At 52.4% G+C, this 10424-nt stretch carries 13 protein-coding genes; 5 read left to right on the forward strand and 8 right to left on the reverse strand.

Annotation, left to right across the window (positions count from 1 at the left end; translation table 11 throughout):
* Positions 1-106: 106 nt before the first annotated feature.
* Positions 107-1312 (reverse strand): purine nucleoside transporter PunC, encoded by a 1206-nt coding sequence (punC, locus tag ACLJZ5_RS00720; RefSeq protein ID WP_023195121.1) that lies wholly within the window; start codon positions 1310-1312, stop codon positions 107-109.
* 112 nt (positions 1313-1424) lie between these two features.
* Between punC and punR the strand changes: the two genes are divergently transcribed.
* Positions 1425-2357 (forward strand): DNA-binding transcriptional activator PunR, encoded by a 933-nt coding sequence (gene punR / locus ACLJZ5_RS00725; protein WP_000269523.1) that lies wholly within the window; start codon positions 1425-1427, stop codon positions 2355-2357.
* On the opposite strand, the gene purR is transcribed toward punR, so the two are convergent.
* Positions 2354-3379 carry an HTH-type transcriptional repressor PurR gene (gene purR / locus ACLJZ5_RS00730; RefSeq protein WP_000190992.1) on the reverse strand — a complete coding sequence of 342 codons (1026 nt, stop codon included), beginning with the start codon at positions 3377-3379 and terminating at the stop codon, positions 2354-2356. The two genes, punR and purR, sit on opposite strands and share 4 nt — an antisense overlap.
* A 295-nt stretch (positions 3380-3674) precedes the next feature.
* Here purR and ACLJZ5_RS00735 point away from each other — a divergent pair, with 295 nt between their 5' ends.
* Entirely contained in the window at positions 3675-3764 is a 90-nt protein-coding gene (locus ACLJZ5_RS00735) for a YnhF family membrane protein (RefSeq protein WP_000102277.1), read from the forward strand.
* Between the two features lie 82 nt (positions 3765-3846).
* On the opposite strand, the gene sodB is transcribed toward ACLJZ5_RS00735, so the two are convergent.
* Positions 3847-4428, reverse strand: coding sequence for a superoxide dismutase [Fe] (sodB, locus tag ACLJZ5_RS00740; RefSeq protein ID WP_000007294.1), 582 nt, complete (start codon positions 4426-4428; stop codon positions 3847-3849).
* Between the two features lie 126 nt (positions 4429-4554).
* Entirely contained in the window at positions 4555-5376 is an 822-nt protein-coding gene (locus ACLJZ5_RS00745; protein WP_001520344.1) for a C40 family peptidase, read from the reverse strand.
* A 334-nt stretch (positions 5377-5710) separates the two neighbouring features.
* Between ACLJZ5_RS00745 and grxD the strand changes: the two genes are divergently transcribed.
* A complete protein-coding gene (gene grxD, locus ACLJZ5_RS00750) occupies positions 5711-6058 on the forward strand; it encodes a monothiol glutaredoxin 4 (protein WP_000108176.1) in 348 nt (115 codons plus the stop codon).
* 77 nt (positions 6059-6135) lie between these two features.
* Here grxD and rnt read toward each other — a convergent pair whose 3' ends face one another.
* The 4 genes from rnt to ACLJZ5_RS00770 all read right to left on the reverse strand — a co-directional run bounded on the left by rnt (position 6136) and on the right by ACLJZ5_RS00770 (position 9115).
* Positions 6136-6783, reverse strand: a complete 648-nt coding sequence (rnt, locus tag ACLJZ5_RS00755) for a ribonuclease T (RefSeq protein WP_001282272.1) — start codon at positions 6781-6783, stop codon at positions 6136-6138.
* 100 nt (positions 6784-6883) lie between these two features.
* The gene (gene gloA, locus ACLJZ5_RS00760; protein WP_001237787.1) at positions 6884-7291 is read right to left on the reverse strand and encodes a lactoylglutathione lyase; all 408 of its coding nucleotides are present in this window, start codon (positions 7289-7291) and stop codon (positions 6884-6886) included.
* 68 nt (positions 7292-7359) lie between these two features.
* Entirely contained in the window at positions 7360-8457 is a 1098-nt protein-coding gene (locus ACLJZ5_RS00765; protein WP_000092928.1) for an alkene reductase, read from the reverse strand.
* Between the two features lie 58 nt (positions 8458-8515).
* A complete protein-coding gene (locus ACLJZ5_RS00770; protein WP_001041823.1) occupies positions 8516-9115 on the reverse strand; it encodes a TetR/AcrR family transcriptional regulator in 600 nt (199 codons plus the stop codon).
* Between the two features lie 102 nt (positions 9116-9217).
* On the opposite strand from ACLJZ5_RS00770, the gene ACLJZ5_RS00775 reads away from it, so the two are divergent.
* Positions 9218-9457, forward strand: coding sequence for a DUF1289 domain-containing protein (locus tag ACLJZ5_RS00775; protein ID WP_001538148.1), 240 nt, complete (start codon positions 9218-9220; stop codon positions 9455-9457).
* A gap of 50 nt (positions 9458-9507) precedes the next feature.
* Positions 9508-10404 (forward strand): aldo/keto reductase family oxidoreductase, encoded by an 897-nt coding sequence (locus ACLJZ5_RS00780; protein WP_000250721.1) that lies wholly within the window; start codon positions 9508-9510, stop codon positions 10402-10404.
* Positions 10405-10424: the final 20 nt, after the last annotated feature.

Consider the following 10424-nt stretch of genomic DNA (forward strand, 5'->3'; position numbering starts at 1 on the left):
CTAATAATTATCGTAATATAAACAACCGTGAATCAGTATAGGCCGCAATTTTTAATGATTCAACCGAAAATTGTTAGCGTGCTAATTACCAGCGGTTAACAAGCTTTTAGTGAGACTTGTCGTGGGCGACATTGGCATGAGGAAACCTGGTCTCAGCGCACTCTGCATGAGACTGCATTTTGTAGCCTAACGCCGCCAGAACAACGGTAGAGAGCATTACGCTGGTGGTGGTCAGCAGCGGCGTGCTGATGAGCCATGAAACCACCAGGCTTGCCAGGAAACATAACCCCAGTTGCAGCGTATTTTGTAGCGCCGCAGCGCGCCCCGTGGCTTGAGGGAAAGGGCGTAACGCTTGCGCGACGACGATAGGGTAGATGGCGCCATTAGCAATCGCCATTACGCAGAAAGGAATCAGGATCTCCACCAGTGAGGCATTATTCAGAAGGCCCGCTCCCCAGGTGGCGATAACGCTCAGCGCGTACAGCCCTAACAGCCACGGAAGCAATTGGTAGCCCTGCCATTTTTGTAGCGCCGCGCGGCAACCATATCCGCCAATCAGAAAAGCGATGGTTTGCGGAACATAGCTCAGGCCAATCACTGCCGGGCTGTAACCCATCGCGCTGAGAATAAACGGCGACCCTGTTAGCCACGCAAAAAAGCTGGCGGAACAGGCGGCATAAATCAGCACATTACCGCGATAGGTTTTAGAGCGTAACAACGTCGCGAAAGTGAGTTTATCCTGTCCCTCGGTACGCGCTTTTACCGATGGTTTTAAGCGCAGCGCTGGCAACATCAGCAACAACGTAATCACGAACAGGGTGGCGAAAATCGCCTGCCATGAGAAATGCGTCAGTATCCAGCTTCCCAGTAAGGGCGCAAGCGCCGGGGATAATCCCACCAGTGGCATGATAGTGGCGAAGATACGATTAATTTTTTGCGAAGGATAATAATCGGTCACTAGCGCTTGCCAGATTACCGTTGCCGCACAAACGCCGACGGCCTGCACAAAGCGCAGCGTCAGCAGTGCTGCCGCGCTTTCTACCCACAGCATCCCCAGACTTCCGAGTGCAAAGATAGATAACCCCAGCAGTAAAATCGGTTTACGGCCATAACGATCCGATAGCGGTCCCCAGAGGAGTTGCGCGACGGCAAAGCCAGCTAAAAACAGGCTGAGGCTGGCGCTGACCGCGGCGGCAGGCGTTTGTAAATCCGCCTGTATGGCGGCAAACGCGGGCAGGTACATGTCCGTAGCCAGAAATCCCAGCACGCTAAGGCCGGCTAACCAGACTAAAAAACCTTTTCCAGGTTGCATATTTGTTTCTCTTTCTTATCAGACAGACATTGTCGCAGAGTGTAGGGAGTGAAATTACGGTTGTGAAACGTTAATATTTGTCCAGTGAATTCAAAATTTTTGTAGGCAAATTATGTGGTCGGAATACTCGCTTGAAGTGGTTGACGCCGTGGCGCGCAATGGCAGTTTTAGCGCGGCGGCGCAGGAACTGCACCGTGTGCCTTCAGCAGTCAGTTACACCGTTCGTCAGTTAGAGGAGTGGCTGGCCGTACCGCTTTTTGTACGACGTCACCGTGATGTTGAACTGACGCCTGCTGGCGTCTGGTTTTTAAAAGAAGGGCGTTCTGTTATCAAAAAAATGCAGATCACTCGCCAACAGTGTCAGCAAATTGCTAATGGCTGGCGCGGGCAGTTAGCTATTGCGGTGGACAATATCGTCAGACCAGAACGTACCCGGCAGATGATCGTCGATTTCTATCGCCATTTTGACGATGTGGAACTGCTGGTTTTTCAGGAGGTGTTTAACGGCGTCTGGGACGCGCTCTCCGACGGGCGTGTCGAACTGGCGATTGGGGCGACGCAGGCGATTCCGGTAGGGGGGCGTTACGCTTTTCGGGATATGGGGACCCTGAGCTGGAGCTGCGTAGTGGCAAGCGATCACCCGCTGGCGTCGATGCCTGGGCCGTTAAGCGATGATACCCTGCGCAACTGGCCGTCGCTGGTCAGGGAAGACACTTCGCGAACCTTACCGAAACGGATTACCTGGTTGCTGGATAACCAAAAAAGGGTCGTCGTACCGGACTGGGAGTCATCGGCAACCTGCCTGTCGGCAGGACTATGCGTGGGAATGGTGCCGACGCATTTTGCCCGCCAGTGGATAGACAGCGGAAAATGGGTGGCGCTGACGTTAGAGAATCCGTTTCCCGATGCGGCCTGTTGCGTGACGTGGCAGCAAAACGAAGCCTCGCCCGCGCTGGCATGGCTGCTGGACTATTTGGGCGATAGCGAAACGTTGAATCGGGAGTGGCTGCGGGAGCCAGAAGAGGCTCCCGACAGTGGGGATTAACGCCGATAGTCGCGGAACGGGCCGTCAGCGACCGAGCGACGCTCAACCAGGCGTGGATGAACTTCAATAGACTGTGACTCTTCACGCTTATTGACGATGCGATCCAATAGCATATTAAATGCGGTTTCACCTAAAGAGTCTTTGGGCTGGTGAATCGTCGTCAGCGCCGGGGTAAAGAAACGGGCGTTACGCACATTGTCATAACCGATCACCGAAACGTCCTGCGGTACGCGAAGCCCCATTTCGTCAGCCGCGCAAAGCGCGCCCATCGCCATAATATCGCCGCCGCAGAAAACGGCGGTAGGGCGATGTGACTGCGATAAGATTTGCTGCATCGCGTGGTAACCGGATTCCGGCTCGAAGTCGCCCTGAACAATCCAGTTGTCCGGCACGTTGATCAGCGCCTCCTCCATGGCTTTCATGAAGCCTGCCAGCCGGCCCGCGCCGGTGTTGCGCTCCAGCGGGCCGGGAATAACGCCGATATCCCGGTGGCCGCGCTCAACCAGATAACGACCCGCCATATAGCCGCCTGCAAAGGCGTTATCAATCACCGTGTCGGTAAAATCGGCCTTCGCCTCACCCCAGTCCATCACCACCATCGGAATATGGCGATACTCTTCCAGCATGGAAAGCAGAGGTTCTGGATACTCAGAACACATCACCAGCAGGCCATCCACGCGCTTTTGCGCCATCATGGACAGGTAGGCGCGCTGTTTTTCCAGGTTATTCCAGGCGTTGCCTAAAATCAGCGTATAGCCTTTCTGGAAACAGTTTTTTTCAACTGCCTCGATAATTTCGGCAAAATAGGCCGCTTCGCTGCTGGTCGCCAGTAAGCCTATCGACTTGGTATGGTTAACCTTCAGGCTACGCGCGACGGCGCTGGGAGAGTAGTGCAGCTCTTTAATTGCCGCCCAGACCGCGTTACGCGTTTCTTCAGCGACAAAACGCGTTTTGTTGATTACGTGTGATACAGTTGTAGTGGAAACGTTTGCTCGTTTCGCTACATCTTTAATTGTTGCCATTACATTTCACTCCAGACCCTTGCTAAGCTCCTGAGAAACGCCAGGTAAACGTTTGCCTACACACACCCTAATCGCAACATCAGGGTTGCGGCACGCCGGAAAAACGACACGGAACGTCAGGAAGGGGTCAATGGCCGTTACGCTAATTCAGTAAGCCTGGAATTTTGTCTGATCTTGAGGAAAAGGGGAAGCGTTAAAAACAGTTATCAATATAAAACATGAGAGATTTTTGTGCGGGAATGTGCAAAAATGCGCTATATCACTTTTTGTGTGGGAATAAAAAGGAGAAAACTTGATGAGTACCGACCTGAAATTTTCGTTGATTACTACGCTGATTGTTCTGGGCGTGATTGTCGCAGGTGGATTAACGGCCGCTCTGCACTGATTTCCTCTCTTCTGAGGGTGGGCGTCTCCTCTATTCTATCCCTCTCTAAAACGCAGAAGGCGTACCTTCTGCGTACTCAGACTTATGCGGCGAGATTTTTCGCAACAAATTCCCAGTTAACCAGCGCCCAGAAATGCTCCAGATAGTTTGGACGGGCGTTGCGGTAGTCGATGTAATACGCGTGTTCCCACACATCAACCGTCAGCAACGGCGTTGCATCCGTAGTCAGCGGCGTACCGGCATTTGAGGTAGAAACGATAGCCAGTTTGCCATCAGCGCTTTTTACCAGCCATGTCCATCCGGAACCAAAGTTTTTGATAGCGGCATCGGTGAACTGCGCTTTAAATTCCGCGAAGCTGCCAAAAGATGCCGCGATAGCATCAGCCAGTTTCCCGGTCGGTTCGCCGCCAGCGTTTGGCGCCAGGCAGTTCCAGTAGAAGGTGTGGTTCCACACCTGAGCGGCGTTATTAAAGATACCGCCTTCGGAGGCGCGCACGATCTCTTCCAGCGATTTGCCTTCAAACGCCGTGCCTTTGATCAAATTGTTAAGATTGGTCACGTAAGTCTGATGATGTTTGCCATAGTGATATTCCAGCGTCTCAGCAGAAATATGCGGCGCCAGAGCATCTTTGGCATACGGTAATGCAGGTAATTCGAACGACATTGCTTCTCTCCTTATTATTAATATTGCGCACGCACAATACCCCTGGTGCGCGTAAGGATAGGGTAGCAAATTGAGAGGTGGCGCAAAAGAAGAAGTTATCCTGTCGTTAAACGACAGGATAAAATATTAGCGAATTGTTTTAGGCGTCATCACCCGACGGGCGCCGACATAATGACGTTGCCAGTACTCTTCGTTCAGTGAGGTGATCTTAATTTCCTGACCGCTGCGTGGAGACTGAATAAACTTACCGTTGCCGACATAGACGCCAACGTGATCGGCGGTGCCGCGCCCCTGCGTACGAAAGAACACCAGATCGCCGTTTTTCAACTCGCTACGCTCAATGGGCGCCGCGTCACGCAGGTGATACATCTCATTCGCCGTTCGGGGGATACGGATCTTCACTAAATCTTTATAGGCATAATAAACCAGACCGCTGCAATCAAAACCGGTGCGCGGCGACGCGCCTCCCCAGTGATACGGTTTACCAATCTGGTTCATGAGTTTGGACATCGCGGTTTTCGTCGCTTTTTGTACTTTTGCACGATGCGCATCGGCAATAGAGACCGGCAATGTTCCTTTCCCCTTCACGCAGTGCGGCTTACGGCCTTTACGCGTCGTGCATTTTTCCGTTACGTCGAGGGCGGCGATTGACGTGGGCGCGGTTCTGTTACGACGATGCGTCGTATGACGAGATTTTGTGGAGGCGGTGGTACGTTTTGGCGTAGAAGCGGAAGAAGAACGGCTGGTTTTTGAGGTTTTTTTTACGTTTTTTTTGCTGGTTTTACTGATCTTTTTCGTTGTGCTTTTCTTTTTATCTGCCGTTTTCGTGACATGAGAAACAGCAGGCGTCGCTTTGGCTTGCCTGGAAGCATGGGCCATTGGCGTAAAGGGGAGAGTAGTAAAAAGTAAAGCACAGAGCGTGATCGAGATTTTGTTTATCCGCGCCACTGAGCAATCCTCTGTTAAAGGCAGGCGATTCATGCCTGCGTATGATTTACAAAACCTGATAATTCTAATCTACAAAAGCACAGATTGGTAATTGCTTTTGGTTTCTGAAGCTGTGTTTCGTTAACAGATGTAAAAAAATAGCAATTAATGCTAAACACGAACGCGTTATCTACAAATCACTGCGCGGCAACCCGCTTAAAAGATATTTTGTATACAACTTATTCCCGCAGACGGTAAAATAATAAGGCATGATGAAAATGTTATTTTCCGTTGCCAGCCTGACCCGTTACAATGACAGGCTTCGGTCGTAAAAGTAGTTTAAGGAAGCGAGACAATGAGCACCACTATCGAAAAAATTCAGCGCCAGATCGCTGAAAACCCGATTCTCCTGTATATGAAAGGTTCACCGAAACTGCCAAGCTGTGGTTTCTCTGCGCAGGCCGTTCAGGCGCTTTCAGCCTGCGGGGAACGTTTTGCCTATGTTGATATCCTGCAAAACCCGGATATTCGCGCTGAATTACCGAAATACGCCAACTGGCCGACATTCCCACAACTGTGGGTGGACGGCGAGCTGGTCGGCGGGTGTGATATTGTGATTGAAATGTATCAGCGTGGTGAGTTGCAGCAGCTTATTAAAGAAACTGCGGCAAAATATAAAACTCAGGAGCCGGACGCAGAGTAATCTGTGAAAGAGGAAAGCGACCTGTAAAGGTCGCTTTTTTACTGCCATCGTGAGCAAGAACGGCGTTGTTAGCCTCGTTATTTGTCCGTCGGCAAAGGTAACGGCCAGCCGCCCAGGCGCTTCCAGCGATTGACAATTTCACAAAACAGCACCGCTGTCCGCTCGGTATCATACAAAGCGGAATGGGCCTTTTCGCCGTCAAACTCCATACCTGCCGCCAGGCACGCTTTTGATAACACCGTTTGTCCCAGCGCCAGTCCGCTCAATGCCGCAGTATCAAAGGTGACGAACGGATGAAACGGGTTACGTTTCAGCGAGGCGCGCTCTGCGGCGGCCATCATAAAACTGTGATCAAAAGTGGCGTTATGCGCGACCATAATGGCGCGACTACAACCGCTGTCTTTGATACCTTTACGCACCATTTTGAAAATAGCGTGTAGCGCCTCATATTCACTCACCGCGCCGCGTAGCGGGTTAGAGGGATCGATACCGTTAAACGCAAGCGCTTCCGGCTGTAAGTTGGCTCCAGCGAACGGCTCTACATGGAAATGCAGCGTCGTGTCCGGCATCAGCCAGCCTTGTTCATCCATTTTCAGCGTGATGGCGGCGATTTCGAGCAGCGCATCGGTTTTAGCGTTAAATCCTGCAGTTTCAACGTCGATGACGACAGGATAAAAACCACGAAAACGGTCGCACAGACCGGAAAGTTGAGCGTTATCGGACATCTGAGTCTCTTAATACGAAAAAATGCAGCGCGTATTATGGCAAATTTTACGCTGGGATGCAGTAAAACAACGGGCGCAGTGACCTGCGCCCGGCGGGGGATCAGTTACCCAGACCGCGGCCTGCGTCTTTAGCTTCAATCAATTCGATTTTATAGCCATCCGGATCTTCAACGAAGGCGATGATGGTCGAACCGCCTTTTACCGGCCCCGCTTCACGGGTCACGTTGCCGCCGTTCTGACGAATGCGTTCACAGGCTTCAGCAGCATTGTCAACGCTCAGCGCGATGTGCCCATACGCATTGCCCATGTCGTAGCTCTCAACGCCCCAGTTATAGGTTAGTTCGATGACCGCTTCTTCCGTTTCCGGACCATATCCCACAAAGGCCAGCGAGTATTTGTATTCCGGATTCTCACTGGTACGCAGCAATTTCATGCCCAGAACGTTAGTGTAAAAAGCGATGGAACGCTGCAAATCGCCGACGCGCAGCATAGTATGCAATAAACGCATTTTCGTTGTCCTTAAAATAGTCAAGATATTCAAAGTATAGCGGCGATGTGAGGCCGCTATCAATGAAATTACAGAGTAGGGTAGTCAGTGTAGCCTTCCGCGCCGCCGCCATAAAAACTTTCGGGACGCTGTGGATTAAGTTCCGCTTTACGTTGCAGACGCGCCACCAGATCCGGGTTAGCGATGTAATCGCGACCAAACGCCACGGCGTCAATCAGCCCTTTTTCGATCAGATCTTCCGCTTTTTCTGGCGTATAGGCGCCAGCGCCGATGATGGGACCGTGGAAACGCGCGCGCACTTTTTCACGGAACGCGTCGCTGTACGGTTCGCCGCCCGCCCAGTCTGGTTCAGACATATGCAGATAAGCGATGCCGCGTTTGCCTAACGCTTCAATCAGATAAAGGGCGTCAGCTTCTTCATTCGGGCCGTTATCGACATTCTGGAAAGTGCCGACAGGAGAAAGGCGGATGCCGATACGGTCCGCGCCCCATTCCTTAATGCCGGCATCAACCACCTCCAGCACCAGACGGGCGCGATTCTCTACGCTGCCGCCGTACTGATCGGTACGGTGATTAGAAGACGGTGAGAGGAACTGGTGCAGCAGATAACCGTGCGCGGAGTGCAGCTCCACCAGATCGAAGCCTGCCTCTCGGGCATTGGCGATAGCCTGGCGGAAATCGTTGACGATCCCGGGGATCTCGTGAGTATCCAGCGCGCGCGGCGTGGAAGTCTCTACGCGGATGGCCTGGCCGTTTTCGTCACGCAAAGAGGTGCGGGTTCCCGCATTGATAGCGGATGGCGCGACGGGCGCTTGTCCGCCTGGTTGCAGGCTGGCGTGTGAAATACGGCCCGTATGCCACAGTTGCACCGCCATATGGCCGCCCTGGGCATGGACTCCCTGAGTGATTTTTTTCCAGGCGGCGATCTGCTCATCGCTGTGTAATCCCGGTGCGCCGGCATAGCCTTTCGCCTGTGCGGAGATTTGTGTGGCTTCGCTGATGATCAATCCGGCGCTGGCGCGTTGACGGTAATATTCCGCCATTAACGGCGTAGGAATGTCGCCCGGTTCAATACTCCGCAAACGCGTCAAAGGCGCCATAAATACGCGATTTGTCGCCGTGATGGCACCCACCTTGAGGGGGGTAAACAGTTTTGCTGATGACATAGTGGCTCCTGATATAAGTAGACCGGTCGTCTTGTAATAAAGGAAATAAAAACGCCTGTTACTGCTCAGGCGTTGCAATGATGGTCTTAACATGCGCCAACGCATTTTCCAGCGGCGCGGCGCTACGGGATATTTTGGCCTGCAAATTGGCGCCCAGCCACAGGGCATAAAGTACCTGCGCCTGTGGCAACGGCTGGCCGGTGAAATGTAAACAGTGGCTATTACGGCCATCTTCCAGCGCGCGTGCAAGCAGTGCCATGATCTCCTGCGCCCCTTTATCCATCGTAGAGCGCATATCCTCTGACAGATCGCAGACTTCCGCTGACAGTTTCACCGTCAGGCAACCGCTAATGGCGCCTTGCTGGCAAAACTGCTTTAACGTTTCCTGATACCAGGCGAGAAGACGATCGCGATGATTACCGGGACCGGAGGTGAAGTGCGCCGTAAGACGCTGATGATAGCAGGCGTAATGTCGCTCAAGCATGGCGACGCCGAAGGCTTCTTTCGAGCGAAAGTAGTGATAAAACGACCCTTTAGGCACCTGGGCGGTTTTGAGCAACTCGCTAAGCCCCATGCCGGTAAAACCCCGTTGCATACAAAGCTGCTCGCCGGTGGCCAGCAGATGTTCGCGGGTATCGTGTTCGGTTTGCTTATTCATAGCAGGCAGTATAGTAGACCAGTCGGTCTACTGCAAGCAGAGTTGCCATAATGTCAGTTAGCGTCTTCAATAGTCATAAGCGCCAAACGTTGAGGAGGGGATGTGGCCGAGCAGTTGGAGTTTTTTCCTGTAGCAAGCCCATGTCGCGGTATCTGCCAGTCTGATGAGCGTGGCTTTTGTCGGGGATGTATGCGCAGCCGCGACGAACGGTTTAACTGGCAAAAAATGAGCGATGCCGAGAAACAAAATGTACTGCGGCTTTGTCGCCAGCGTTTCTTGCGTAAAATACGCGCAAATAAGCCTCTCCCATCGGAAGATCCTCAACAACCTTCACTCTTTTAAACGCGGAATTGCGTATACTCAACCTCATTATTCTCTATGAGGAATCTGTTATGGTTCAGCGTGTCACCATCGCTCCACAAGGCCCGGAATTTTCGCGTTTTGTCATGGGTTACTGGCGTTTGATGGACTGGAATATGTCCGCGCGTCAGTTAGTGAGTTTTATCGAAGAACATCTGGATTTGGGCGTCACTACCGTTGACCATGCGGACATTTATGGCGGTTATCAGTGCGAAGCGGCGTTTGGCGAGGCGCTAACGCTGGCACCGCATTTGCGGGAAAAACTGCAAATCGTTACCAAATGCGGTATTGCGACCACCGCCAGAGCGGAAAATAGGCTCGGTCATTATATTACCGATCGCCGCCATATTATTCTGAGCGCCGAACAGTCATTAAAAAATCTGGCGACAGATTATCTGGATATGTTGTTAATTCACCGTCCCGATCCGTTAATGGATGCGGATGACGTCGCCGAGGCGTTTCAACATCTGCACCAAAGCGGCAAAGTGCGCCATTTTGGCGTTTCTAATTTTACGCCAGCGCAATTTACGTTACTGCAATCGCGCCTGCCGTTCACCCTGGCGACCAACCAGGTGGAGATCTCGCCGGTTCACCAGCCTTTGTTGCTGGACGGCACATTAGATCAATTACAGCAACTGCGTATTCGTCCGATGGCCTGGTCATGTCTTGGCGGCGGTCGTCTGTTTAATGATGAGGCTTATCAGCCGTTGCGCCAGGAACTTTCCGTTATCGCGCAAGAACTCAACGCCAGTTCTATTGAACAGGTGGTCTATGCCTGGATTTTACGTTTGCCGTCGCAGCCGCTGCCGATTATTGGCTCGGGTAAAATCGAACGCGTACGCGCCGCACTAGAAGCGGAAACGCTGTCATTGTCGCGTCAACAGTGGTTCCGAATCCGCAAGGCGGCACTGGGTTATGACGTGCCGTAATCGCCAACTCGTTGACTTTC

It is taken from the genome of Salmonella sp. 5800 (assembly GCF_046558195.1).
Taxonomy (GTDB): Bacteria; Pseudomonadota; Gammaproteobacteria; order Enterobacterales; family Enterobacteriaceae; genus Salmonella; species Salmonella enterica.